Raw genomic sequence first — 24,778 nt, 5'->3', positions numbered from 1 at the left:
GGATCATGGATGCGTCCGCGCGCCACCTAGCCGTTCCGATTCCCGTCGGCCTCATCACCGGAGACCCCCGTGAACATCACCACGACCACCTGGCTCATCACGATCGCGGTCACCATCGCGTTCTTCGTCTACGAGTTCTTCACCCACGTGCGCAAGCCGCACGAGCCCACCATCGGAGAGTCCGCCCGCTGGTCGGCCTTCTACATCGGCCTCGCCCTGATCTTCGGCGTCGGCATCGGCTTCACCAGCGGCTGGGGCTACGGCGGCGAGTACTTCGCCGGCTACCTCACCGAGAAGGCCCTGTCGATCGACAACCTGTTCGTGTTCCTCCTGATCATGACCGGGTTCGCCGTGCCGCGGAAGTACCAGCAGAAGGTGCTGATGATCGGCATCGTCATCGCGCTGATCATGCGCGCCGGCTTCATCGCCCTGGGCGCCGCGCTCATCGAGAACTTCTCCTGGGTCTTCTACATCTTCGGCGCGCTGCTTTTCGTGCTCGCGTACCAGCAGCTGAAGGGCGACCACGGCGGCAACGCGGCGGACAACATGTTCGTGCGCATCGCCCGCCGGATCCTCCCCGTCCACGACGACTTCGTCGGCGACCGCTTCACCACGAAGATCGACGGCAAGCGCTTCGTCACCCCGCTGCTGCTCTGCGTCATCGCCATCGGCTTCGTCGACCTGGTGTTCGCGCTCGACTCGATCCCCGCCATCTACGGCCTCACGAACGAGGCCTACATCGTGTTCACCGCGAACGCCTTCGCGCTGATGGGGCTGCGCCAGCTGTACTTCCTCATCGGCGGCCTGCTCGAGCGCCTCGTGTACCTGTCGCAGGGCCTCGCGGTGATCCTCGCGTTCATCGGCCTCAAGCTGGTGCTGCACGCGATGCACGTCAACGAGCTGCCCTTTATCAACGGCGGCGAGCCGATGCTGTGGGCGCCTGAGATCCCGATCTGGTTCTCGCTCCTCTTCATCGGCGCGACCATCACGGTCGCCACCGTCGCGAGCCTCGCGAAGACCCGCGGCGACAAGCAGAAGAAGGACCGCGCGAGCGTGGACGGCGAGACCGTCACGCGCGCGACGGAGGACAAGCACTAGCTCCTCGCACCTCCGCACGACCCGGGCCCGGCGCACCACGCGCCGGGCCCGTCGTCGTCCGCGGACGCCCATGCGCTGCCGGTGCGCTGCCCGCTCGCTGCGCGCGCCGACCTGGCAGCATCACCCGGTGCCCGACGATCCCGACGCCCCGACCCGCGCCCGCCTGCTCTGGGACGAGCATGACCGGGCCGCGGCGCTCGCCCTCCTCAAGGATCACCTGCGCGAGGACCCCCGCGACGGCGACGCCCGACTCGCGCTCGCGGAGATGTACCGCGAGCTCATCGCGCCCGACCAGGCCGGTCGGTGGGGGATCGCCGTCCCCGGCTGGACGACGGAGGTCGAGCGCGACCGGCTCGCGCGCATGATCGCGCACTCGGGGATCGCGGACCACGAGATCGCCGGCTTCCTCGAGCTGCCGCCCGACGCCGAGCTGCCCGCCGAGGCGACCGCGCTGATGCCCGCGATCGAGCGGCACCGCACCGACTTCGCCGACCCGGCGCGCATGACGAAGCGCGAGAGGAAGGCGGCGCGCTACGCGAGCACCCCGTCCTCCTTCGCCTACGAGGTGGCGGATGTCGCGGCAGACCTCGCGTGGTGGGTCATCGGGATCGTCTTCGCCCTGGGCGCCCTGCTCGTGTGGGTGGCCGCGCTGTGCGGTCAGCCGGTCACGGCGCTCGCCCGCTGGACGGGCACCGCCACGCTCGCGACGACGGCGCTCGTCTGCCTCGCGCGCGCCTACACGATGCGGACAGAGGAGCTGGTCCGGCGCACGCGCGAACCGGACACCGCTCCTGTCGACGTCGACGTGCTCCCGTGGATCAGCGGCGCGATCCTGCTCGGCCTCGTCGTGGTGGCGCTCGTCAGCGAGGGCGTGCGGAGCGGCGATCCCTTCCCGTTCTGAGGTCCACCCTCGCGCTGTCCGTCGAAGCCGGCCCATGGCCGCTTCATGGTCGCTTCATAGGAACATCCGCATGATGGATCCCGTGACCACCACCCCGCCCTCCGGCTTCCAGCCCGCCGCCGCCCCGCAGCCCCGCCTCACGCGCGCCGACGGGTCGCCCATCCGGGTGCTCGTCGTCGACGACGAGGCGTCCCTCACCGACCTGCTCCAGATGGCGCTGCGCTACGAGGGCTGGCAGATCCGCACGGCCGAGAACGGGCACCAGGCGCTCGCCGCCGCGCGCGAGTTCAAGCCCGACGCCGTGGTGCTCGACATCATGCTGCCCGACCTCGACGGCCTCCAGGTGCTGTCGCGGCTGCGCGCCGACGCCGAGGACATCCCCGTGCTCTTCCTCACCGCGAAGGACTCGCTCGACGACCGCCTCGCCGGCCTCACCGCGGGTGGCGACGACTACGTGACGAAGCCGTTCAGCCTGGAGGAGGTCGTCGCCCGGCTGCGCGGCCTCATCCGCCGCTCGACCCTTGTGGTGAGCGACAGCGTCGATCCGGTGATCCGCGTCGGCGACCTCACGCTCGACGAGGACAGCCACGAGGTCGCCCGCGCCGGCGACCCGATCGAGCTCACCGCCACCGAGTTCGAGCTGCTGCGCTACCTCATGCGCAACCCGCGCCGCGTGCTGAGCAAGCTGCAGATCCTCGACCGGGTGTGGAGCTACGACTTCGGCGGCAAGTCGAGCGTGGTCGAGATCTACATCTCCTACCTGCGGCGCAAGATCGACGCCGGGCGGAACCCGATGATCCACACGGTGCGCGGGAGCGGCTACATGCTCAAGGCCGCGGAGTGACCCAGCCGAAGGCCGCCACGTCGCCGGACACGACGCCGCTGCGCGCCACACCGCTGCGGGCCCGGCTCACCGCCGCCGCGCGCGGCATGACCCTGCGGCGCCGCCTCGTGCTCAGCGTGGTGGGGCTGCTGGCGCTCGCGAGCATCCTCATCGGCACGGTGAGCATCCTCGCGCTGCGGGCGTCGCTCGTGCAGGAGGTCGACCAGCAGCTGCAGGCCACCGCGGCGCGCTCCTCGAACCTCATCGACCGGGACGCGGATCAGTACGGCAGCTTCCCCGGCGCCCCTCCCGGCGGGCTCGGCGCGTTCGGGCAGCAGGTCGGCACGATCAGCGCGACCATCGTCGACGGCGTGGTCTCGGGCGGCTACATCGCCGACCGCGATGCGGCAGAGGGCGAGCCGGGCGGCGCGGGCGCGGTGGAGCTGACGCAGGTGCAGAGCCAGCAGCTGCAGAGCGTGCCCACCGACGGGATCCCCCGCACGGTCGACCTCGGCGGCGCGCTCGGCCGCTATCGGCTCGTCGGTGACACCGCGGCCACCGGCGCGACCCTCGTCACCGGCCTGCCGATGAAGCCCGCCGACGACGTGGTCGAGCAGCTCATCGTCGTGATCTCCGTGGTCGCCGCCCTCACCCTGGCGCTCGCCGCGGTGCTGGGCGCCGTCATCGTGCGGCGCGCGCTGCGTCCGCTCGACCGGGTCGTCGACACGGCCACGCACGTGGCCGCGCTCGAGCTGGATCGCGGCGACGTCGCGCTCGAGGCCCGCGTGCCCGCATCCGACACCGACGAGCGCACCGAGGTCGGCCGCGTGGGCGCCGCGCTCAACGGCCTGCTCGGGCACGTCGCCGCGGCGCTGTCGTCGCGGCAGGCGAGCGAGGCGAAGGTGCGGCGCTTCGTGTCGGACGCGAGCCACGAGCTGCGCACCCCGCTCGCCTCCATCCGCGGATACGCCGAGCTCACCCGCCGGGGTCCCCACCAGCTGCCCGAGGACGTGACGCACTCGCTGTCGCGCATCGAGTCGGAGTCGGTGCGCATGACCACGATCGTCGAGGACCTCCTGCTCCTCGCGCGCCTCGACGAGGGGCGCGAGCTGGAGTCGGATCCGGTCGACCTCACGCGCATCCTCCTCGACACGGTCGGCGACGCGAGCGCGGCGGGTCCGGATCATGACTGGGACCTCGACCTGCCGGACGACTCCGTGAGCGTCCCCGGCGACGACGCGCGGCTCCGCCAGGTGGTCGTCAACCTGCTCGCGAACGCCCGCACGCACACCCCGGCCGGCACGCGCGTGGTCGCGTCGCTCGCGGTGGAGGGCGCGGGGTCGGATGCCCATGCCGTCATCCGTGTGACCGACGACGGCCCCGGCATCCCGCCTGAGCTGCAGGCCTCGCTGTTCGAGCGCTTCGTGCGCGGCGACGGATCCCGGGCGCGCTCCACCGGCGGCACGGGCCTCGGCCTCGCGATCGCGCAGGCCATCGTGTCGGCGCACCACGGCGCGGTGTGGGTGGAGTCGGAGCCGGGGCGCACGGTCTTCGGGGTGCGGCTGCCGGTGGCGCGGCGTGCGGTGGATGCGCGCTCCGAGTCGGGCGCGCCCGCGGGATCCGCGTCCGATCGCTGGGCGCCGCCGTCGGGCGCACCCGTCGCGGATCGTCCGGGGCCGGTCGGCGGCAGCTGACATGGATCCCGTCCGCCGCCTCATGTTCTGGCTGCGCGTGCCGTTCGTCGCGGACGTGGCGCTCGTCGTCATCGGGGTCGCGCTGCTCGTCGGCGGCGACGGGGTCGGCTGGTGGGTGCTCGTGTTCGCCGGGCTGCGCGCGGTGGTGGGGGTGGTGGCGATCGTGTGGATCGCGCCGCGGATGATCGCGCGGCTCGCATCGCCCGCGCCGGGCGCCGGCGCCGAGCCGCCCGCCCCGGACGCGGGATCCGCCCGTCGCTAGGCTGGACCCCTGATCCGGGCGCCCGTGCCGCGGATCGAGAGGGTCATCACCGTGAGCGCAGAGCCAGTCACCGCCGAGTCCGTGGAGCCCGCAGCCGGCATCCGCGTGCGACGCGCGCGCACCGGCGACGTGCCGCGGATCCAGCAGCTCGTCGAGCCGCTCGTGATGGAGGGCATCCTCCTCGGCAAGGACCTCGTGGTGCTCTACGAGAACGTGCAGGAGTTCCGGGTCGCGGTCGACGCGTCCGGCGAGGTCGTCGGCTGCGGCGCGCTGCACGTGATGTGGGAGGACCTCGGCGAGATCCGCACCCTCGCGGCTGCCCCGCACACGCGCGGCACCGGCGTCGGCCACGCGCTCCTCGAGCGCCTCGAGGACGACGCCCGCGAGCTCGGCCTCAGCCGCCTGTTCTGCCTGACCTTCGAGGTCGGCTTCTTCTCGCGTCACGGCTATCACGAGGTCGCGGAGTCGATCATCGCGCAGGAGATCTACTACGAGATGCTCCGCTCGCACGACGAGGGCATCGCCGAGTTCCTCGACCTCTCCCGCGTGAAGCCGAACACCCTCGGCAACACGCGCATGCTCAAGGCGCTCTGACCGGATCCACCGTACGCGGGGCCGCGCGCCCGGGCGCGCCGACCGGGCCCCGGCCTGGCCCGCGAATAGCCTGTGGTCATGTCCTCGACCTCGCCCGGAGACCGCCCGTCCGCGGCCGTGTACCGCCGTCGCCGCCTGCTCGCGCTGCTCGTCGTGGTGGCCGTGATCGCCGTCGTGGTGATCATCGTCTCCAACCTCGGCCGCGGTACGGCCGAGACCGCCGCTCCCGGCGCGACGCCCAGCGCGGACGCCGCCGCCGGCGACTCGGGTGACGCCGCCGCCGAGCCTGCCCCCGACCCCAGTCCGAGCGCGAGCGACGGCACGGAGACGAACGCCGACGGATCCTGCGCCGCGGGCCAGCTGACCGTCACCCCCGTCACCGACGCCGCGTCCTACAAGGCCGGCGTGCTGCCGAAGCTCTCCTTCACCGTGACGAACACCGGCATGGAGCCCTGCACCGCGAACCTCGGGACGACCACGCAGGTGTTCACGATCTCGAGCGGATCCGACGTCTACTGGAAGTCGACCGACTGCCAGACGGGCGCGGAGGACGCCGAGGTCGAGCTCGCCGCACGCACGCCGCAGACGTCGTCGCCGTTCGAGTGGTCGCGTCAGCGGTCGTCCACCACCACGTGCCAGGAGAAGGAGCGCCCGGCCGTGCCCGCGGGCGGCGCGACCTACACGCTCTCGGTCGAGGTGGCCGGCGTGAAGAGCGCCGAGCCCAAGTCCTTCCTGCTCTACTGACGCGCGCAGCGGCCGGCGCCCATGTGCGCACATGAGCACGATTCCCAATTGGATGCATCCATTGCAATCCATGCATGCGTCTGTCATCCTGGTGCTCCACCGACTGAAGGACGCATCATGACCGACACCACCGAGACCCACGCCGAGCACACCGTCGCCGAGCACCAGCACGGCACCGACTGCGGTCACGAGACCGTCACGCACGAGGACCACGTGGACTACGTCCACGACGGCCACAAGCACGCCGAGCACGGCGACCACTACGACGAGCACTGATCCGACGCGCGACGACGCGCGAGGATCGACACGGGGACCGGGCCATGAGGCCCGGTCCCCGTCGTCGTCTCCCGCCCGGGCGTCCGCTCCCGTCCCCATAGGATCGTCCAGGTGACCTACCCACCCCCCGGCTTCGAGCAGGCCGCCGACCTCTTCAAGGCGCTGTCCTCGCCGTCGCGCCTCGGCCTCATCGGGCTGCTCGCGTCGCGTCGGATGAGCGTGACGGAGCTGGTCGCCGAGTCGGGCCTCTCGCAGCCGCTCGTGTCGCAGCACCTGCGCGTGCTGCGGTCGGCGGGTCTCGTGACCGTGGAGCGCGACGGGCGCATCGCCCGCTACGAGGTGGCGGACACGCACGTGACGCATGTGGTGGACGACGCCGTGGCGCACGTGCGCGAGCACGTGGTCGGATCCGTCGACGCGGGCTGACGCGCACCTCGCCGCCGCCGCCGCCCGGCTCGGGTCGCGGCCCGCGGATCAGAACGCCTCGTCGAGCTCCTTCTCCCGCTCGCTCTTCGCCAGGGAGAACGCGCGGCCGAGCGCGGAGAACAGCGGCCCCCACTCGGCGTCGACGATCTGCGTGAAGCCGAGCCGCCGGGCCTCCGCCGCGCGCTGCGGCGCCGACGTGACGCCGCGGATCTCGCCTGCGAGGCTGATCTCGCCGAACGCCGCGAGATCGTGCGGCATGGCCTTGCCGTTGACGGCGGAGACGAGCGCGACGGCGATGGCGAGATCCGCCGCGGGCTCGGTGAGGCGCACGCCGCCGACCGTGGAGACGTAGACGTCGCGATCCGAGAGCCGCACGTTGGCCCGCTTCTCCAGCACCGCGAGCAGCATCGCGACGCGGGATGCGTCGACCCCGTTGACGACCCGGCGCGGCTGCGGGGCCTTCGTGTCGACGACGAGCGCCTGCACCTCCACGGGCAGGGCGCGGCGACCCTCCATCGCGACGGTGACGCACGTGCCGCTGACCGAGTGGACGCCGCGCGAGAGGAACATGCCGCTCGGATCCGGGACCTCGACGATGCCGTCGCCCGCCATCTCGAAGCAGCCGACCTCGTCGGTGGGGCCGAAGCGGTTCTTGAGCGCCCGGATGAAGCGCAGCGACGTCTGCCGGTCGCCCTCGAACTGGCACACGACGTCGACCAGGTGCTCGAGGAGCCGCGGGCCGGCGATGGATCCGTCCTTCGTGACGTGGCCGACGAGCAGGAGCGGCAGGTCGCGCTCCTTGCAGACGCGGATGAGCGTGACCGCGACCTCGCGCACCTGGCCGGGGTGGCCGGGCAGGCCGTCGGACGTGCTGCTGGAGACGGTCTGCACGGAGTCGACGATGAGGAGGTCGGGCGCCACCTGCTCGATGTGGCCGAGGATCGTGCCGAGGTCGGTCTCGGCCGCGATCATGAGCGACTCCTGCAGCCCGCCCGTGCGCTCCGCGCGCATGCGCACCTGCGCGACGGACTCCTCGGCCGTGACGTAGAGGACCTTCGCGCCCTTCGCGGCGGCGCGGGCCGCGACCTCGAGCAGCAGCGTGGACTTGCCGACGCCGGGCTCGCCGCTCATGAGGATGGCGGCGCCGGGCACGATGCCGCCGCCGAGCACGCGGTCGAGCTCGCCGACGCCGCTCGGCATGTGGCTGGCGGACGCGGTGCCGACGTGCATGATCGAGCGCGCCTGGCTGGATCCCGCGGGCGTGAGCGTGGTGACCCGGCCGGCCGCGGCGGGCGTCTGCGACACCTCGGCGACGGTGTTCCAGCTCTGGCACTCGGCGCACCGGCCGACCCACTTCGGGGTCGTCCACCCGCACTCCGAGCAGCGGTACGTGGAGTGGGTGCGGGCCATGCGGGGGACTCTACCGGCGGGCACCGACATGGGCGGGCGGGGTCAGCCGCCGGTATCCGGGTCCGGCGCTGGCCGCGCCGTGAGGCGGATCATCGCCCGGATGTAGAGGAGCACGGCGCTCGCGAGGGCGACCACGCCGACCCACGGCAACTCGAAGGCGCCCGTCACGAGCAGGGCGCCGACGATCAGCGTGACCACGAACCAGAGCGTGCCGGTCGGCGGCGGCGCGAGTGCCCGGTCGCGTCCGCGGACGTGCACGTACATGAAGACGGACAGTGCGAAGGCGGCTGCGGAGATCCACGGCGAGACGAGAGACGAGGTGACGAGTAGGGCCCCCGAGACGAGCCCGACCACCATCCAGAGGGTGCCGGTCGGGCGGGCTTCGGGGGTGTCGTCGGCCATGGATCCACCCTACGGACGGGGTCGGGGGCGACGCGAGCGCGTCAGCGCCCCGACACCTCCAGCGCGCGCACCGTCGCCGGGAGGAATGGCAGGAACGCGCTCGCCCAGACGCGGTAGCCGCGGTCGTTCGGGTGGAAGAGGTCGCCCGCGGCCTGGGTGAGGGCGAGCACGGCCGTCTGGCGGCGGGTGATGCGGTGCAGCGGGGCGATGCGGAGGCCGCGGTCGGTGGCGAGGCGGCGGACGATCTCGTTCGCGACCCGCACCTTGCGCTCGCTCGCGGGGAAGTGGAAGCACGGCAGGTCGGCGACGACGGTGGTCGGCGGGACGGCGTCGAGGATCCGGCCGAGGTCGTGCTCGAACGCGACCGGCTCGAACGCCGGGATGTCGTTGGCACCGATCGCGAGGGTCACGACGTCGGGCTGCAGCTTCGCGAGGCGCGGGAGCTGGTGCTCGACCAGGTCGGTGGCGCGGGCGCCCGAGACGCTGAGGTTGACGGTGCGGACCGAGCGGCCGCTGAGGGCGCGGATCCGGTCGGCGAGGATCCCGACGTAGCCGTTGCCGGGGCGGCTGGCGCCGATGCCCTGCGCGGTCGAGTCGCCGAGCGCGACGTAGAGGAGGTCGCCCTCGAGCTTCGCGTGCTCGCGCCACCAGGCGGAGTTCACGGGGAGCGTCTCGTTGAGGACCACGGCGCGCTCGCGGCGACCGGCCTCGAACCGGCGCGGCACCACGAGGGCGGCGGCGGCGAGTCCGCCGAGCGCGGCGGTGGCGGACGCGATGACGGCGGTGGCACGGGCGGAGCGGGTGGATCTCTGGGGCACCACGGGAGCATACGCGCGTGGATCCGGATGCCGGCTGGCCGCCGCGATGCCGTGCGCTAGTCGGCCTCCGGCGCGCGCCCCGCCCCCGCCGGCACGAACCGGTACCCCATCCCGGGATCCGTGAGCAGGTGCCGCGGGTGGGTGGGATCCGGCTCGAGCTTCTTGCGCAGCTGCGCCACGTAGAGGCGGAGGTAGCCGCTGTCGTTCAGGTGGGTCGGCCCCCAGATCTCGGTGAGGAGGGTCTGGCGCGAGACGAGCCGGTCGGGGTTCCGCACGAGCAGCTCGAGCACCTGCCACTCGGTGGGGGTGAGGCGCACGCGCTGGTCGGCGCGGGTGACGACGCGGGCGGCGAGGTCGACCGTCACGTCGGCGAACGACACGGTCGCGGAGCGGTCCTCGTCGGCGGCGGCGCGGCGGCCCAGGGCGCGGATCCGGGCGAGCAGCTCGTCGATGGAGAACGGCTTGGTCACGTAGTCGTCGGCGCCCGCGTCGAGCGCCTCGACCTTGTCGGCGGCGCCGGAGCGACCCGAGACGACGAGGATCGGCGCGGTCGACCACAGCCGGAGCGCCTGGATCACCTCGACGCCGTCGAGCCGGGGCATGCCGAGGTCGATCATGTAGAGGTCGGGCTTCTCGGCGACGGCCGCTCGGACGGCGGCGGCGCCGTCCTCCGCCGTGACGATGTCGTAGCCGAGGCTCGTGAGGGTGATGCGCAGGGCCCGCAGGATCTGCTGGTCGTCGTCGGCGATGAGGATCTTCACGCGGACACCTCCGAGGCGGACGAGGGGAGGTCAGCGGGAGCTGGCGGCTCCGCTACCGGCTCCGCGTCCGCCCTGCTCGCCGGCAGCGCGACCACCATCGTGAGGCCGCCGCCCGGGGTGTCCTCGGCGGTGAGCGTGCCGCCCATCCCCTCGGTGAAGCCCTTCGAGAGCGCGAGGCCGAGGCCGAGGCCGGACGCGTTGTCGGTGTCGCCGAGGCGCTGGAACGGCACGAACATGTCGTCGCGGCGCTCGGGCGCGACGCCGGGGCCGTGGTCCACGACGCGGATCTCCACGGAGTCGGCGAACGCGCTCGTGCTGAGCCGCACGGGCACGCCGTCGGGCGCGTGCCGCACGGCGTTGCTCAGCAGGTTGACGACCACGCGCTGGAGGAGGCCCGGATCCGCGACCGCGCCGGGCAGGTCGGGCGCGAGATCCAGCACGGCGTCGGCGGGGCCGAGGTCCAGCTCGTCGAGGGCGGCGAGCACGACGTCGTCGAGGTCGACGTCCATGAGCCGCACGCCGAGCACGCCGGCCTGCACGCGGCTGACGTCGAGGAGGTCGGTGACGAGGTCGGCGAGCGTGCCGAGGCTCTCCTCAGCGGTCGCGAGCAGCTCCTCGCGGTCGCCGTCGGCCCACGTCATGCCGGGGGAGCGGAGCGCGGTGACGGCGGCGGTCGCGGCGCTGAGCGGCCGGCGGAGGTCGTGGCTGACGGCGGAGAGCAGGGCCGTGCGCACGCGGTCGGTCTGCGCGAGCGGACCGACCTCGCGGGCGGTGTCGGAGAGGTCGCGGTGCTCGAGCGCGGCGTCGAGCTGCGCGGCGATGACCCGGAGGAGCCGCCGGCCGGACGCCTCGAGGTCGTCGCCGTAGAGGGTGAGCACGCCGCGGGATCCCACGGGCACGTCGGTCGAGGCCCCGCCGGTGACGACGCCATCCCACGCGATCGTCTCGTCGCGGTCCACGAGCTTCACGCCCTGCAGGCCGAACGCCTCGCGGGTGCGGCTCACGAGCGCGTGCACGGCGCCCTCGCCGCGGAGCACGGATCCGGAGACGGTGGCCAGCAGCTCGGCCTCGGCGACCGCGCGGCGGGCGAGGCGGGTGCGGCGGGCGGCCTGGTCGACGATCCAGCTGACGAGCAGCGCGATGACCACGTAGAGCACGAGCGCGAGCAGGTGCAGCGGCTCGTCGACGGTGATCGTGTAGAGCGGGTCGATGAAGAAGTAGTCGAGCGTGAATCCGGAGAGCACGGCGGCGAACAGGGCCGGCCAGATCCCGCCGACGAGCGCGACGAGCACCACGAGCAGCTGGTACGAGAGCACGTCGCTCGTGATCGAGTCGTCGGAGCGCGTGGCCGAGAGCAGCCAGGTGAGCAGCGGGCCGCCGCCGAGCGCGAGCAGCCCGCCGAGGATCCGGCGCCGCATGCTGAGCGCGCCGCCCCGGATGCGCGGCAGCCGGAAGCGCCCGCCCGCGGCCGCGTGCGTCACGATGTGCACGTCGATGTCGCCGGACTCGCGGATCACCGTGGCGCCGATGCCGGGACCGGTCGCGGCGGCGGCGAGGCGGCTGCGGCGGCTGACGCCGAGCACGAGCTGCGTGGCGTTGGACGCGCGCGCGAACTCGACGAGCGCGCGCGGGATGTCGTCGCCGACGACCTGGTGGTAGCTGCCGCCGAGCGAGTCGACGAGCGCGCGCTGGCTGGCGAGCGCCTCGGGGCTGCCGGAGCGGAGGCCGTCCTGGCTGGAGACGTGCACGGCCATCAGCTCGCCGCCGGCGGAGCGGGCCGCGATCCGGGCGCCGCGCCGTAGGAGCGTCTCGCCCTCGGGTCCGCCGGTGAGCGCGACGACCACGCGCTCGCGGGCCTCCCACCTGGCGTCGATCCCCTTCTCGTCGCGGTAGGCGGCGAGCGCGGTGTCGACCTCGTCCGCCAGCCACAGGAGCGCGAGCTCGCGGAGGGCGGTGAGGTTGCCGAGGCGGAAGTAGTGGGAGAGGGCCGCGTCGATCCGCTCGGCCGGGTACACGCGCCCGCCGGCGAGCCGGTCGCGCAGGGCCTCGGGCGCCAGGTCGATGACCTCGATCTGGTGCGCCTCGCGGAGCACGCGGTCGGGGATCGTCTCGCGCTGCGGCACGCCGGTGATCTTCTCGACCACGTCGTTGAGCGACGCGATGTGCTGGATGTTGACGGTGGAGATCACGTCGATGCCGGCGTCGCGGATGAGGTCCACGTCCTGCCAGCGCTTCTCGGATCGGCCGCCCGGGGCGTTCGTGTGGGCGAGCTCGTCCACCAGCGCGATGGTCGGCCGGCGGGCGATGACCGCGTCCACGTCGAGGTCGGTGATCTCCACCCCGCGGTGCGACACCTCGCGCCGGGGCAGGATCTCCAGCCCCTCGAGCATCGCCGCCGTGGCGGCGCGGCCGTGGGTCTCCACGACCGCGACCACCACGTCGGCGCCCTCGTCGCGCAGCCGCTTGCCCTCCTCGAGCATCGCGTAGGTCTTGCCCACGCCCGGCGCCGCTCCCAGCAGCACCCGCAGTCGACCGCGCTTCATGTCTTCTCTCCCTGCCCGCGTGGTGCGGGCGTCAGCCGCCGAGGCCGGCGAGCGCGATGTTCAGCTCGAGCACGTTCACGGTCGGCTCCCCGAGGTAGCCGAGGTCGCGTCCCTGCACGTGCTGGTCGACGAGGCGCGCGACCTCCTGCTCGGGGATGCCCCGGGCGTCGGCCACGCGGGCCACCTGCTCCCGAGCGTATTCCGGGCTGATGTGCGGATCGAGCCCCGACGCGGATGCGGTGAGCGCATCGGCCGGGATGGTGCTCGGATCCACGCCGTCGGACTCGGCGATGGCGGCCTTCCGGTCCTCGATGGAGGACACCAGGTCGTCGTTCTCGGGTCCGAGGTTCGAGCCGCTGGACGCGGACGCGTCGTAGCCGTCGCCCGCGGCCGACGGCCGGGACTGGAACCACTCCGGGAGGGCGTCGCCGTCGGAGTCCTGGAAGGACTGGCCGATCAGGCGGGATCCGACGACCTGGCCGTCGACGGAGACGAGCGAGCCGTCCGCCTGCGCGGGGAGCGCGAGCTGGCCGATGCCCGTGACGACGGCCGTGTAGCCGACGCCGAGGACGACGGTGAGGACGGCCATCGCGCGGACGGCGACGCCGGCGGTGCGGAGGGACTGGCGGGGGGAGGACATGCGCTTCCTTCTATCGGTGACGTGAGGTGATCGGGGAGGGTGTCAGAAGCCGGGGATCAGGCTGACGACGAGGTCGACGAGCTTGATGCCGATGAACGGCGCGATCACGCCGCCGACCCCGTAGACGAGCAGGTTCCGGCTGAGCACCTTGGAGGCGCTGAGCGGCCGGTAGGCCACGCCCTTCAGGGCCAGCGGGATGAGCGCCACGATGATCAGCGCGTTGAAGATGATCGCGGAGAGGATCGCGGACGCCGGCGAGTGCAGCTGCATCACGTTGAGCACCGCGAGCTGCGGGAAGACGCCCGTGAACATGGCCGGGATGATCGCGAAGTACTTGGCGATGTCGTTGGCGATGGAGAAGGTCGTGAGCGCGCCGCGGGTGATGAGCAGCTGCTTGCCGATCCGCACGATGTCGATGAGCTTCGTCGGGTCCGAGTCGAGGTCGACCATGTTGCCGGCCTCCTTCGCGGCCGACGTGCCCGTGTTCATCGCGACGCCGACGTCGGCCTGCGCGAGCGCGGGCGCGTCGTTGGTGCCGTCGCCGGTCATGGCGACCAGGCGGCCGCCCTCCTGCTCCTTGCGGATGAGCGCGAGCTTGTCCTCGGGCGTGGCCTCGGCGAGGTGGTCGTCGACCCCGGCCTCTGCGGCGATGGCGCGGGCGGTGAGCGGGTTGTCGCCCGTGATCATCACCGTGCGGATGCCCATCGCGCGCAGCTCCGCGAAGCGCTCCTTGAGGCCGTCCTTCACGACGTCCTTGAGGTGCACGACGCCGAGCACGCGGCCGGATCCGTCGGCGTCCTTGGTCGCGACGACGAGCGGGGTGCCGCCGCCGTTGGAGACGGCCTCGACGGTCCGGGTGAGCTCGTCGCGGACGAGCTTCGGCAGCGCGCGGCCGCCCTCCTCGATCCAGGCGAACACGGCGGACGACGCGCCCTTGCGGACGATGCGGCCGTCGGGCAGGTCGACGCCCGACATGCGGGTCTGCGCGGTGAAGGGCACGTCGACGCCGCGGGGCAGCGTCGCGGTGTCCACGCCCTGCGCGACCGCGAGGTCGACGACGCTGGATCCCTCCGGCGTCGGATCCGCGAGCGACGACATGGCCGCGGCGCGGGCGAGCTCGTCGCCCGTCACGCCGCCCACGGGGATCAGCTCGCTGGCGCGGCGGTTGCCGTACGTGATGGTGCCGGTCTTGTCGAGGAGCAGCGTCGTGACGTCGCCCGCCGCCTCGACCGCGCGGCCCGACATGGCGAGCACGTTGCGCTGCACGAGGCGGTCCATGCCGGCGATGCCGATGGCGGAGAGGAGCGCGCCGATGGTGGTCGGGATCAGGCAGACGAGCAGCGCGATGAGCACAGGCACGCTGACGGTGGCCGCCGAGTAGGAGGCGATCGGGTTGAGCGTGAGCGCCACGATCACGAACACGATCGTGAGGCTCGCGAGCAGGATGTTCAGCGCGATCTCGTTCGGCGTGCGCTGGCGCGACGCGCCCTCGACGAGGCCGATCATGCGGTCGACGAAGGTCTCGCCGGGCTTCGAGGTGATGCGCACCACGATCCGGTCGCTCAGCACGCGCGTGCCGCCGGTGACCGCGCTTCGGTCGCCGCCCGACTCGCGGACCACCGGGGCGGACTCGCCCGTGATGGCCGACTCGTCGATGGAGGCGATGCCCCACACCACGTCGCCGTCGCCCGGGATCGACTCCCCGGCCACCACGACGACCGTGTCGCCGAGGGTGAGGTCCGCGCTCGACACCTCGCGGAGCTCGGCGCGCTCGGCGCCGGGATCCCCGGAGGCGTCGTAGGACGCGACGACGTGCGCCATCGTGCTGGTGCGGGTCTTGCGGAGGCTGTCGGCCTGCGCCTTGCCGCGGCCCTCGGCCACCGACTCCGCGAGGTTCGCGAAGACGACCGTGAGCCAGAGCCACAGGGCGATCCCGGCCGTGAAGGTCGCGGGCACGGCGCTGCCGCCGGAGGATCCCGCGCCGCCCGTGAACGGCTCGGCGATCGCGAGGACGGTGGTGAACGCGGCGCCGACCTCGACGATCAGCATCACCGGGTTCCGCCACATGAGGCGCGGATCCAGCTTCCGGAACGCGCCGGGGAGCGCCTCGGCGAGCTGCCGGGCGTCGATGGCCCGAGCGCGTGAGGCGGGAGCCGGTTCGGCCGGCGCCTCGGGGGTGGTCATGGCGGTCATGATGCGAGCCCTTCCGCCAGGGGACCCAGCGCGAGAACGGGGAAGTAGGTGAGAGCGGTCACGATGACCGTCACCCCGATGAGGAGGCCGACGAACTGCGGCCGGTGGGTGGGCAGGGTCCCCGATGTGGTGGGGATGCGGTCCTGCGCCGCGAGGGATCCGGCGAGCGCCAGCACGAACACGATCGGGAGGAACCGCCCGAGCAGCATGGCGACGCCGAGCGCCGTGTTGAACCACGGCGTCGAGGCGGTGAGGCCGGCGAACGCGGATCCGTTGTTGTTGGCCGCCGAGGTGAACGCGTAGACCACCTCGGAGAGGCCGTGCAGGCCGCTGTTGAGGATCGAGGTGCCCTCCACGTCGTCGCGGACGGCGGGGATCGCGAAGCTGAGCGCGGTGCCGACGAGCACGAGGATCGGCGTGACGAGGATGTAGAGGCTCGCGAGCTTGATCTCGCGCGGCCCGATCTTCTTGCCGAGGTACTCGGGCGTGCGGCCGACGAGCAGGCCCGCGACGAACACCGAGATCACGGCGAGGATGAGCATGCCGTAGAGGCCCGAGCCGGTGCCGCCGGGGGCGACCTCGCCGAGCATCATGTTGATCATCGGCATCATGCCGCCGAGCGCCGTGTACGAGTCGTGCATCGAGTTGACCGCGCCCGTCGAGGTGAGCGTCGACGCGGATCCGAACAGCGTCGAGGCGATGATGCCGAAGCGCTGCTCCTTGCCCTCCATCGCGCCGCCGGCGGCCATCGGCGCCGTGCCCTGGCCGTTCAGCTCGAAGATCGTGAGCGCGGTGAAGGAGACCACGAAGATCGTCGCCATGACGGCCACGATCGCCGTGCCCTGGCGGGTGTCGCCGACCATCTTCCCGAAGGTGCGGGGGAGCGAGAACGGGATCGCGAGCATCAGGATCACCTGGAACGCGCTCGTCCAGGCGGTCGGGTCCTCGAACGGGTGCGCGGAGTTCGCGTTGAAGAACCCGCCGCCGTTCGTGCCGAGCATCTTGATGGCCTCCTGCGAGGCCACCGGACCGCCCGGGATCGCCTGCGAGCCGCCCGCGAGGGTCGCCACGTCCTGGAAGCCGGCGAAGTTCTGGATCACGCCGCCGGCGATGAGCACCACCGCGGCGACGAGCGAGAGCGGGAGGAGCAGGCGGAGGGATCCGCGGATCAGGTCGACCCAGAGGTTGCCGATCGTGCCGGTGCGGGTGCGGGCGAACCCGCGGACGAGCGCGATGGCCACCGCGATGCCGACCGCCGCCGAGACGAAGTTCTGCACGGCGAGCCCGGCGAGCTGGACCGTGTAGCCCATGGTCGCCTCGGGCGAGTACGACTGCCAGTTCGTGTTGGTGACGAACGAGACGGCCGTGTTGAAGGAGAGGCCCTCGGGTACGGCGGGGAGGCCGAGCGCGTAGGGGAGGAACGCCTGGAGGCGCTGCAGCCCGTACACGACGAGGACGCCGACGAGCGAGAACGCGAGCACCGCGCGGAGGTAGGCGGGCCAGGTCTGCTCGGAGCGGGGATCCACGCCGATCAGGCGGTAGATGCCGCGCTCGACGCGGGAGTCGTGGCGCGACTCGTACATGCGCGCCATGAGGTCGCCCAGCGGGCGGTGGATGAGGACGAGGACCAGGACGACGGACGCGACCTGGAGGATGCCGGCGAGCGTGTCCATCAGAACTTCTCGGGGCGGATCAGGGCGTACACGAGGTACACCACGGAGGCGATGCCGAGCACGGCGGCGGCGAGGCCGGCGGCGTCGGCGAACGAGGTGATCACAGCTTCTCCACTCCTCGGCCGACGACGGCGACGAGGGCGAACAGGACGATGGCGCCTGCGATGTACACGAGGTCGAGCACGGGGGATCCTCCAGGAGGGGTGCCGCGGCCGGTCGGACGCGGGTGCCCGGCGGGGGCACGGAGGACCACTAGACACCTCGCGCGCGGGCGTCCTCACGCATCCATACGGTTTGCTCACGGGGCTGCGGGGAACCTCACGACACTCCTACGCGGGGGATCGGCGGGCGGGCGTCACCCCGGGATCGCGACGCCGACGGCGTCAGACGAGGTCGTCGAAGACGCCCCAGCAGATGCTCGAGCGGGCGCGCTGGTCGGCGAGGACGGCGGCGCGGAGGTGGGTGGGGATCCGCTCGCGCTGCCAGGCGCACTCGGCGTCACGGGCGGCGTCCCGATCGGCGGGCGGGGCGGCGGCGCTCGCCGTGCGGATCGCGTATGCCGCAGCTCCGAGGTCGTGCGCCGCGACGTGGGCGACCGCCACCGCCTGACCCGCAGCGAGCGCCGCGAACCGCGCCGGATCCGGCAGCCCCTTCCCGGCCGCGTTCGCCCGGAACGACTGCTGGTGGGCATCCTTCATGGGGACCTCGCCGCGCACCCAGCCGCGCGCGACCTCGAGCGTCGCGCGGAGGATCGGGTCGTCGGGTCGCTCCGCCTCGAACAGCGGCCGCACGTGCTCGGCGCACGCGACCGCCCACGTCGCGAGCAGCCGGTGGTCGTCGTCGGTGAGCGTGCCGCCGCGGCGCACGGTGATGAGGGCGGGGTCGCGCTCCTTCGGGAGGATGGGCATGCGGGGGATCCCTTCCGAGAGCCTGGCCGGCGACTCGTCAGTGCCCGATCGTGAAGCGCGGGTCGACCGTGACGACGACGTCGAACCCCGCGAGGTCGGCGGCCGGGATGCCGGCGCCGATGCGGTCCTCGAGCTCGTCGACGTCCATGCGCAGATCGGAGGCGTCGTCGGAGGTCGATGCGCCGATGTCCACCGTGAACACGCGGTCGCGCACGAAGGCGCTGACGGCGAAGGTGCGGTCGGGGGCGACCGCCAGGGTGCGCTCGCTCAGGGCGCCGACCACCTGGTTGAGCTGGACGCTCGAGATCCCCAGGCCCTCCTGCACGGCGAAGGGACGGTCCAGCGCGCGCAGCCGCTCGACGACCTCGGCGGGTGCGGCACCGGAGGACGCCACGGTCGGCACGTCCCCCTCCAGCCACGCCTCGGTGACGTCGTCCGGGAAGTCCTCCATGATGCCCGCGAGGACGCCGTTCACCGGGCCCCGCCAGCCCGCCGACAGATCGACGGAGGTCGCCGCCGGTGCGGGTGTCGGTGACTCGGAGGGCGACGGCGTCGGATCCGACGTCCCAGGAGGGGACGCGGCGGCCTGCGGCGACAGCGCGTCCGGACGAGGGGTGGTGGCGAGCGCGAGCCCACCCACGGCCGTCGCGCACAGCGCGACCACCAGCAGCGCCGATCCGATGCGGTGCATGCGGGATCCTCCCTCGTCGACCGGGTGCGCTCGCCGACGGTGCGCCTCATCCGTGACGCTACGGGCGGGGCCACCGGATCACCAGGCCCGCGATCGGGGCACGGCGGCGCGCGTCGAGGGTCCGGGTCACGCCCCGCCGTCGGACTCGGCGAGGTCGATCCTCGTCGCTGCGGTCGTCCACCCGCGCTCGACCGCCTTCGCGTGCACCGCGTCCACGATGGTCCGAGCCGGGGCGGCGAGCGCGGGCAGGTGCGCCAAGTCAGCCGCCGCCTCCGCGTACGCGGCCGTGATGCCGTCGCGGATGCGGTCGATCCGCGCATCCGCGAGATCCGCGTCGACCTGCAGCCGTCGGGCCGCCTTCTGCAGGTGACGGCGACCGATGGCCGACAGCCGGTACTCGTCCCCGACCTTCATCGCGGAGCGCTCGGCCTGGGGGCCGCCGCCGTAGGGCGCGTAGGTGGCGAGGTCGTAGAGCGGGGCGAGCTGCTGGCCGTTCCCGCGCAGCATGATCGAGAAGTTCTTGGCATGCGCATCCGTGGCCCACGCAGCCACGTTGAACACGACCGCGTCGAAGAAGCGCGCTCGGGCGGATGCGGCCTCGGCCGGGTACTCGAACTCGCTGACGAGGTCGGCGGCCTGCGCTATCCCGGGGCCGCCCTGGTCCTGGTATTTGCGGGCAGGCATCACGGAGAGCGCCTGGCAGAGGTCCTCCTGGTGGAGCCGACGCCACCGGCCGTCGACCTCGATCCTGTCGTAGCGGTGCGACACCAGCACGGAGAGCCCGTCTCCCAGGTCGAGCACGTCCGTGCGCGCCGTGTCGAGCCCCAGCGATGCGGCCGCCCGCATCGTCAGGAACTCGTTCACGTCGTGATGCGCGAAGCCCGGGATCGCCGGCTTCAGGATGTGCGTCGTGGGCGTGGAGTCACGGGGGATCCCCCATACGCCGGACGCGAGCCGGTGCAGCGCCACCTTCCGCTGCGCGCCCGGTAGCGACCACCGCCCCTGCAGCATCGCGGGCGTGGCGCCGGCGCCGGATCCCAGATCGGACATGAGGCCGCGGAGCTCGTCGGGCGAGAGCTCCGTCACGTCACCCTGCGCGCGGGCGTCGTCGTCGGCCTCCTGCGACTCGGGCAGGATCTGCACGGCCCCCGGGGCATCGCGCCCGATGTGGCGGAGGACGGAAAATGCATCGGCGGTCGTCCGCAGCCCGTGCGTCCGTCGGATCTGCTCCAACGCGTCGGCGCCCTCGGGGATGAGCCCCGAGAAGTAGGCGTCCACCGCCCGGGGCGGCAGGCGCGCGCCGAAGGGGAGGGACATGGACAGCGGCGTCGCTCCGAGCCTCTCGGCGTACGCGGCGTCGTAGGTGAAGCCGACGCGACCCGCGGTCGTCCGTTCGTAGCGCCCGGCGAACCGGCCGTCGAGGTAGACGCTCAGGGCCTCACTCATCGTCGTCCTCCCATGGCTGGTCGAACGGCGTGGGCGAGCCGGCATCCGCGGCCCGCGGGTCGACCGCGAGGTTCAGCTCGCATCCGAGCGCGCGGACGACGCGCATCATCGACCCGAGCTCGGAACGGAGCTTCCCGCTCTCGAGGCGCACGACGTACTCCCGCGAGACCCCCGCGAGTCCGGCGACGCCTGCCTGCGTGAGTCCCAGCTCCTCCCGCCGGTGGCGCAGCTCGGCTGCGAGCGTGCGCGTGGTCCTGGCCATGCCTCCTCCTCGGGTGATCGATCGATCACCTACGAGTATGTGATCGATCGATCACCGGGTCAAGGGTGATCGATCGATCACGCGCCCCACTCCGCCACCACGTCCGACCCCACCTTCACGATGAGCACCGCGACCACCACGATGAACGCGATGCGGATGAAGCGGCTGCCGCGGGCGACCGCCATCCGGGATCCCGCGTAGCCGCCGACCATGTTCGCGACGCCCATGCCGAGCGCGAGCGCCCAGAGCACGTGGCCCTGGGGGATGAAGAAGGCGAGGGCGCCGAGGTTCGTCGCGACGTTCACGATCTTCGCCTTGGCGCTCGCGAGCACGAAGTCGTAGCCGAGCGCGGTGATGAGCGCGATGATCAGGAACGTGCCCGTGCCGGGTCCGATGAGCCCGTCGTAGAAGCCGATCACCACGCCGAGCAGCGCCGCGATCCCGTGGTGCTTCCGGCCGGTGTGGCGGAGCGCGGCGACGTCGCCGAGCTTCGGGCGGGCGATGGTCACGACGGCGACGATGATCAGCGCGACCACCACGAGCGGCTTGAACACCGACGCGGGCAGCAGCGCCGCGAGGCTCGCGCCGCCGTAGGAGCCGGCCAGCGCGACCGCCGCCATGGGCAGCGCGGTGCGGAGATCCGGATGCGTGCGCCGGTACCAGGTGACCGCGCTCGTCGACGTGCCGAACAGCGACGCGAGCTTGTTGGTCGCGAGCGCCTCCACCGGCGTGATCCCCGGCACGAGCAGCAGCGCCGGCAGCTGCAGCAGGCCGCCGCCGCCCACGACCGCGTCGATCCATCCGGCCGCGAGCGCCGCCAGGATCATGAGCAGCGCGACCGTGAGCGTGATCTCGCCGAGGGAGCCGCCGATGTCCATGCGCGGTCGCTACTCGGCGGCGGGGGAGGCGGAGCGCACGTCCGCCGACTCGAGCGCGACCAGGCGGCGGATCTCGTCGGCGTCGACGTTCACGCCGAAGAGCGAGCGGCCCGGCTCGAGCACGCGACCCGCGGCGAGCGGGCCGATGTCGACCGGGTCGAAGCCGAACGCGTCGACGAGGGCGGCCACCGTCGCGCGCGCCCGGTCGTCGTCGCCCGCGACCGCGATGCCCTTGCGACCGGGCTCGCCTGCCGGACGGGGTCCCTCGTCGAGGTCGTGGTACCCCATGTGGTTGAAGGCCTTGACGATCGTCGAGTCGGGGAGGGAGTCCTGCACGAGCTCGCTCGTGGAGGAGGCGGGGTTCGCGAGGTCGTCGCGATGGCCGTCGACCTCCCACCAGTAGTTCATGGCGTCGATCACGAGCTTCCCGGCGAGCTCCGCGACGGGCACCGAGGGCAGCTTGCCGAGGGGCAGCGCGAGGATCACGACGTCGGCGCGCGCGGCCGCATCCGCCGAGGTGGTGGCGACGGCGCCCGGCGCGAGCACGTCGACGATGAGGGCGATGCGCGACGGGTCCCCGGAGCCCGAGATGAGCACCTCGTGCCCGGCTGCGATCGCGCGGCGGGCGAGGACTGTGCCGACCTTGCCGGCGCCGAGGATCCCCACGGTGGCCGGTCGCGCCGCCTCCGACGCGGGGGTCTCGGATCGGTCGGAGGGGTCGTGGCGCAACGTCATGGGATCCATTCTGCGCAGACCTGCGTGGCCCGCTCGACCACGGACCCCGACGTGGCCTAGCGTCGTTCGAGGTCCTGCGGCATCACGACGCAGGATCGAGAGCGGGATCCATCCGAACCTCGATCCGACCCTCGGTCGTGGATCCGGTACCCGCACACACGCTCAGCCGCGGCATGCGCCACCGACCGGGCACAGAGGCCTCATGAAGTCAGCCCAGACCCCGCTGATGGCGGGTCCGCGCACGCGGGCCCGCCGGCCTCGTCACCACCGCCCGTGCTTCCACCGCGGCGCTAGGCTGGCGTGCGGTCGGTACCCAGTCCCTGCGCTCCGCGACCCACCTCGCGGACTCGACGGGCCATGGAGGCTTTCGTGATGACACGCACATCCCCGCATGCGGCGGCTCATGCCTAGCCGCGGTCTCGTGGCCGACGCCGCGGAGGCCCTCGAGCGCGCGACGTCCACCGGCGCCGACCTGTGCGGCCCCCTCGTCGCCGCCATCGGCGTCACCGGCGCCGCCGTCTCCACCCTCGGGGATCCGCTCGGCAGCGAGACCGTGTGCGCGTCGGACGACGGGGCGGCTCGGCTCGACGAGATCCAGCTCGACCTCGGCGAGGGCCCGTGCTGGGACGCGATGACCACCCGCCTGCCCGTGCTGGAGCCCGACGTGCAGGGATCCGACGCCACGTCCTGGCCGCTCGCCCGCAGCGCCATGCACGAGACGGGCCTCGGCGCGGTCTTCGCGTTCCCGCTCGTCGTCGCGGGCCTCAGCCTCGGCGCGGTGGACCTCTACTCCCGCACCGCCCGCGACATCTCCACCCAGGAGGTGTCGGATGCGACCACCCTGTCCCGGATCGTCGCCCGCCAGGTCCTCCGCCGCGCGCTCCTGGCCGCGGAGGTCCGGCAGGAGGAGACTGGCGGCTGGGAGGGGCGCTACTCGCGTCGCGAGGTGCACCAAGCCACCGGGATGGTCGTCGCGCAGATGGGCATCCCCCCGGCTGATGCGCTCCTCGTGATCCGGGGGCACGCCTTCGCCACCGGACGCCCCGTGCGTGACGTGGCCGAGGACGTCGTCGGGCGCATCCTCGACTTCACCCCGGCCCGCTGATGCGGACCACCGACCACCCACCGCCCGAACGACCCAGAGGAAGCACGACGATGCCGGAGACCCGGGAAGAGCTGCTCGTCCACACCTTCGTGAGCCTCGCGGACTCGCTCGTGAGCGACTTCGACGTGCTCGAGCTGCTCCAGACGCTGGTCGACCAGACCACGCTGCTGTTCGACGCGAGCGCGTCCGGCATCATCATCGGGCCGGACGTCCAGCACCTCGAGGTCGTCGCGTCGACGAGCGAGAAGAGCCGTCTCGTCGGGCTGATGCAGCTGGAGGCCGGCGAGGGTCCGTGCGTCGAGGCCGTGAGCACGGGCCGGGTGGTGTCCGTGGTCGACGTGCGCGAGATCGCCCACCGCTGGCCGGCCTTCGCGGCGCAGGCGGCGGGCGCCGGGTACGTGTCGGTGCACGCGATCCCGCTCCGGCTGCGCGGGCAGGTCATCGGCTCGCTCAACCTCTTCCGCGACCACGAGGGAGCGCTCAACGCGGCCGACGCGACGGCCGCGCAGGCGCTCGCCGACGTCGCGACGATCAGCGTGCTGCAGGAGCGGACGATCCGCGACAGCACCGTCGTGCACGACCAGCTCCGCCACGCGCTCGACAGCCGCGTGGTGATCGAGCAGGCCAAGGGCGTCATCGCGCACACCCACGGCGTCGACATGGACGAGGCGTTCCAGCTGATCCGCCGCCAGGCGCGGGGCACCAGCACGGCGATGCACGTCGTCGCAGCGGGCATCGTGGCGGGTCGGCTGACGATCCCGGCGGCCGCGCGGCCCTAGGGTCCGGGCCCGGGTCCCGGCCCGTCGCGTCCCAGCTCGGCCCGCTGCCGCGTCAGGCGAGCGTGCCGGCGAGGATCCGGTCGAGCGTCCCGAGGCCCTCCCAGACGTGGGCGTGGATGCCGGCGGCTCGGGCGGCGTCGACGTTCGCGGGCTTGTCGTCAACGAACACGATCCGGTCGGCCGGGCTGCCGAGGCGCTCCGCGGCGAGCGGCCAGATGTCGGCGTCGGGCTTGGCCGTGCCGATGCGGGCGCTGACCAGCACCACGTCGAACCGCGCGCCCCAGCCCGCCGGGTCCTCGAGCACGTCGGCGAGCTCGTGCGGCGCGTTGGAGAGGATCGCGAGCCGGTACCCGGCGGCGATGGCGCGATCCAGGGCGGCGAGCGTCTCGTCACCAGGCGATGCCCATCGGCGCTGCTCGATCGCGACGAGCTCCGCGAGGTCGTCCTCGCCGGGCGCGGGCAGGTCGAGGTCGCGGGCGACGGCCTCCCAGAATTCCCGCGCGCTGCCGCCGCGGTCGTACTGCTCGCGGTGCGCGTCGAACGCGTCGCGGACGCGGGCCTCGGCGTCCTCGCCACCGGGGGCATCGGGATCGAGCGCGCGGCTGATGGCCCCGATGTCGTCCGGCCGAGTGATGAGCACCCCGCCGATGTCGAAGAGGAGCCACGGGAGGGCGGGGTCGCGGTTCTCGGGCACGGGTCTCCTTCGGGACGAGCGG

The 24,778-nt window shown here is 72.8% G+C and carries 28 protein-coding genes; 11 read left to right on the top strand and 17 right to left on the bottom strand.

The window, feature by feature from the left end; all coding sequences use genetic code 11:
• The first annotated feature begins 69 nt into the window (after nt 1-69).
• The 9 genes from K0V08_RS09800 to K0V08_RS09760 all read left to right on the top strand — a co-directional run bounded on the left by K0V08_RS09800 (nt 70) and on the right by K0V08_RS09760 (nt 6,818).
• A complete protein-coding gene (locus K0V08_RS09800) occupies nt 70-1,098 on the top strand; it encodes a TerC family protein (protein WP_079534057.1) in 1,029 nt (342 codons plus the stop codon).
• Nucleotides 1,099-1,225: 127 nt separating this feature from the next.
• Complete coding sequence (locus tag K0V08_RS09795; protein WP_231689071.1) at nt 1,226-1,999, top strand: tetratricopeptide repeat protein; 774 nt, start codon at nt 1,226-1,228, stop codon at nt 1,997-1,999.
• A 70-nt stretch (nt 2,000-2,069) separates the two neighbouring features.
• A complete protein-coding gene (locus tag K0V08_RS09790) occupies nt 2,070-2,843 on the top strand; it encodes a response regulator transcription factor (RefSeq protein WP_012039455.1) in 774 nt (257 codons plus the stop codon).
• Nucleotides 2,840-4,516, top strand: coding sequence for a sensor histidine kinase (locus tag K0V08_RS09785; protein ID WP_079534061.1), 1,677 nt, complete (start codon nt 2,840-2,842; stop codon nt 4,514-4,516). Before K0V08_RS09790 ends, K0V08_RS09785 begins: the two co-directional genes overlap by 4 nt.
• A 1-nt stretch (nt 4,517) precedes the next feature.
• The gene (locus tag K0V08_RS09780) at nt 4,518-4,778 is read left to right on the top strand and encodes a hypothetical protein (protein ID WP_079534063.1); all 261 of its coding nucleotides are present in this window, start codon (nt 4,518-4,520) and stop codon (nt 4,776-4,778) included.
• A gap of 51 nt (nt 4,779-4,829) precedes the next feature.
• Nucleotides 4,830-5,372 carry an amino-acid N-acetyltransferase gene (locus tag K0V08_RS09775; RefSeq protein WP_012039452.1) on the top strand — a complete coding sequence of 181 codons (543 nt, stop codon included), beginning with the start codon at nt 4,830-4,832 and terminating at the stop codon, nt 5,370-5,372.
• A gap of 78 nt (nt 5,373-5,450) precedes the next feature.
• Entirely contained in the window at nt 5,451-6,116 is a 666-nt protein-coding gene (locus tag K0V08_RS09770; protein ID WP_079534295.1) for a hypothetical protein, read from the top strand.
• Between the two features lie 117 nt (nt 6,117-6,233).
• The gene (locus K0V08_RS09765) at nt 6,234-6,392 is read left to right on the top strand and encodes a hypothetical protein (RefSeq protein WP_012039450.1); all 159 of its coding nucleotides are present in this window, start codon (nt 6,234-6,236) and stop codon (nt 6,390-6,392) included.
• 111 nt (nt 6,393-6,503) lie between these two features.
• Nucleotides 6,504-6,818, top strand: a complete 315-nt coding sequence (locus K0V08_RS09760; RefSeq protein WP_079534065.1) for an ArsR/SmtB family transcription factor — start codon at nt 6,504-6,506, stop codon at nt 6,816-6,818.
• A 48-nt stretch (nt 6,819-6,866) separates the two neighbouring features.
• Here the strand turns inward: K0V08_RS09760 and radA are convergent, their stop codons facing one another.
• The 16 genes from radA to K0V08_RS09680 form a co-directional block, all read right to left on the bottom strand.
• Nucleotides 6,867-8,228 (bottom strand): DNA repair protein RadA, encoded by a 1,362-nt coding sequence (radA, locus tag K0V08_RS09755; protein ID WP_079534067.1) that lies wholly within the window; start codon nt 8,226-8,228, stop codon nt 6,867-6,869.
• A 42-nt stretch (nt 8,229-8,270) separates the two neighbouring features.
• Nucleotides 8,271-8,630, bottom strand: coding sequence for a hypothetical protein (locus K0V08_RS09750; protein WP_079534069.1), 360 nt, complete (start codon nt 8,628-8,630; stop codon nt 8,271-8,273).
• Between the two features lie 41 nt (nt 8,631-8,671).
• A complete protein-coding gene (locus K0V08_RS09745) occupies nt 8,672-9,448 on the bottom strand; it encodes an SGNH/GDSL hydrolase family protein (RefSeq protein ID WP_231689070.1) in 777 nt (258 codons plus the stop codon).
• A 56-nt stretch (nt 9,449-9,504) separates the two neighbouring features.
• A complete protein-coding gene (locus K0V08_RS09740) occupies nt 9,505-10,209 on the bottom strand; it encodes a response regulator (RefSeq protein WP_079534073.1) in 705 nt (234 codons plus the stop codon).
• Nucleotides 10,206-12,752 carry a DUF4118 domain-containing protein gene (locus K0V08_RS09735; protein ID WP_079534075.1) on the bottom strand — a complete coding sequence of 849 codons (2,547 nt, stop codon included), beginning with the start codon at nt 12,750-12,752 and terminating at the stop codon, nt 10,206-10,208. The genes K0V08_RS09740 and K0V08_RS09735 overlap by 4 nt, the downstream gene beginning before the upstream one ends.
• 31 nt (nt 12,753-12,783) lie before the next feature.
• Entirely contained in the window at nt 12,784-13,392 is a 609-nt protein-coding gene (kdpC, locus tag K0V08_RS09730; RefSeq protein WP_079534077.1) for a potassium-transporting ATPase subunit KdpC, read from the bottom strand.
• Between the two features lie 42 nt (nt 13,393-13,434).
• Nucleotides 13,435-15,585 (bottom strand): potassium-transporting ATPase subunit KdpB, encoded by a 2,151-nt coding sequence (gene kdpB, locus K0V08_RS09725; RefSeq protein ID WP_079534079.1) that lies wholly within the window; start codon nt 15,583-15,585, stop codon nt 13,435-13,437.
• Entirely contained in the window at nt 15,582-17,258 is a 1,677-nt protein-coding gene (gene kdpA, locus K0V08_RS09720) for a potassium-transporting ATPase subunit KdpA (protein ID WP_079534081.1), read from the bottom strand. The genes kdpB and kdpA overlap by 4 nt, the downstream gene beginning before the upstream one ends.
• The gene (gene kdpF / locus K0V08_RS09715; RefSeq protein WP_041464319.1) at nt 17,258-17,362 is read right to left on the bottom strand and encodes a K(+)-transporting ATPase subunit F; all 105 of its coding nucleotides are present in this window, start codon (nt 17,360-17,362) and stop codon (nt 17,258-17,260) included. Before kdpF ends, kdpA begins: the two co-directional genes overlap by 1 nt.
• The gene (locus K0V08_RS09710) at nt 17,359-17,511 is read right to left on the bottom strand and encodes a hypothetical protein (protein ID WP_227266698.1); all 153 of its coding nucleotides are present in this window, start codon (nt 17,509-17,511) and stop codon (nt 17,359-17,361) included. The genes kdpF and K0V08_RS09710 overlap by 4 nt, the downstream gene beginning before the upstream one ends.
• A 130-nt stretch (nt 17,512-17,641) precedes the next feature.
• Nucleotides 17,642-18,166, bottom strand: a complete 525-nt coding sequence (locus K0V08_RS09705; protein WP_079534083.1) for a putative immunity protein — start codon at nt 18,164-18,166, stop codon at nt 17,642-17,644.
• A 37-nt stretch (nt 18,167-18,203) separates the two neighbouring features.
• Nucleotides 18,204-18,857: an RAD23 family protein gene (locus tag K0V08_RS09700; protein WP_079534085.1), complete on the bottom strand. Its 654-nt coding sequence runs from the start codon at nt 18,855-18,857 to the stop codon at nt 18,204-18,206.
• Between the two features lie 126 nt (nt 18,858-18,983).
• On the bottom strand, nt 18,984-20,303 hold the full coding sequence (locus K0V08_RS09695) for a HipA domain-containing protein (RefSeq protein ID WP_079534087.1): 1,320 nt from the start codon (nt 20,301-20,303) through the stop codon (nt 18,984-18,986).
• Nucleotides 20,296-20,565 (bottom strand): helix-turn-helix domain-containing protein, encoded by a 270-nt coding sequence (locus tag K0V08_RS09690; RefSeq protein WP_079534089.1) that lies wholly within the window; start codon nt 20,563-20,565, stop codon nt 20,296-20,298. The genes K0V08_RS09695 and K0V08_RS09690 overlap by 8 nt, the downstream gene beginning before the upstream one ends.
• Before the next feature lie 77 nt (nt 20,566-20,642).
• Entirely contained in the window at nt 20,643-21,443 is an 801-nt protein-coding gene (locus tag K0V08_RS09685) for a sulfite exporter TauE/SafE family protein (RefSeq protein ID WP_079534091.1), read from the bottom strand.
• 9 nt (nt 21,444-21,452) lie between these two features.
• Nucleotides 21,453-22,178, bottom strand: a complete 726-nt coding sequence (locus K0V08_RS09680; protein ID WP_079534092.1) for an NADPH-dependent F420 reductase — start codon at nt 22,176-22,178, stop codon at nt 21,453-21,455.
• Between the two features lie 421 nt (nt 22,179-22,599).
• On the opposite strand from K0V08_RS09680, the gene K0V08_RS09675 reads away from it, so the two are divergent.
• Together K0V08_RS09675 and K0V08_RS09670 are read left to right on the top strand one after the other, a co-directional pair.
• Entirely contained in the window at nt 22,600-23,283 is a 684-nt protein-coding gene (locus K0V08_RS09675) for a GAF and ANTAR domain-containing protein (protein ID WP_231689069.1), read from the top strand.
• 50 nt (nt 23,284-23,333) lie between these two features.
• Nucleotides 23,334-24,062: a GAF and ANTAR domain-containing protein gene (locus tag K0V08_RS09670; protein WP_079534096.1), complete on the top strand. Its 729-nt coding sequence runs from the start codon at nt 23,334-23,336 to the stop codon at nt 24,060-24,062.
• A 52-nt stretch (nt 24,063-24,114) separates the two neighbouring features.
• On the opposite strand, the gene K0V08_RS09665 is transcribed toward K0V08_RS09670, so the two are convergent.
• The gene (locus K0V08_RS09665) at nt 24,115-24,756 is read right to left on the bottom strand and encodes an HAD family hydrolase (protein WP_079534098.1); all 642 of its coding nucleotides are present in this window, start codon (nt 24,754-24,756) and stop codon (nt 24,115-24,117) included.
• Nucleotides 24,757-24,778 lie beyond the last annotated feature (22 nt).

Origin of the sequence: Clavibacter michiganensis (genome assembly GCF_021216655.1) — a bacterium.
GTDB classification, from domain to species: Bacteria; Actinomycetota; Actinomycetes; order Actinomycetales; family Microbacteriaceae; genus Clavibacter; species Clavibacter michiganensis.
This window is presented reverse-complemented; position numbering and strand designations above follow the sequence as displayed.